The 239-nt window shown below is 72.0% G+C and carries 1 pseudogene; it reads right to left on the reverse strand.

The annotated features are described in order from the left end of the window. A pseudogene (locus METUNV1_RS00085) lies at nt 1–239 on the reverse strand (translesion DNA synthesis-associated protein ImuA); the annotation flags it as partial.

The following is a 239-nucleotide window of genomic DNA, read 5'->3' on the forward strand; positions in this document are numbered from 1 at the left end:
GACAGCTGCAGACGCAGGCCTGCCGGCGAAGGCCGCTGTCTGTCATGGGCAGGCCGGAACAGCAGCACGGGCAGGGGAGTGGCGCGTGCGGCCAGCTGGAGGCGGCGCAGCATGGCGGTGTCCGCCTTGTCCAGCCAGCCGGCCAGTCCGGTACAGGCCCCGGATTCCAGCGCCTGGCGCAAGGCCCACACGCGTTCGGCCGGTCGCTCGGCGTCAATCAGCAGCAGGCGGGGTGTGTA

The organism is Methyloversatilis universalis FAM5, from assembly GCF_000214035.2.
Lineage (GTDB): Bacteria > Pseudomonadota > Gammaproteobacteria > Burkholderiales > Rhodocyclaceae > Methyloversatilis > Methyloversatilis universalis.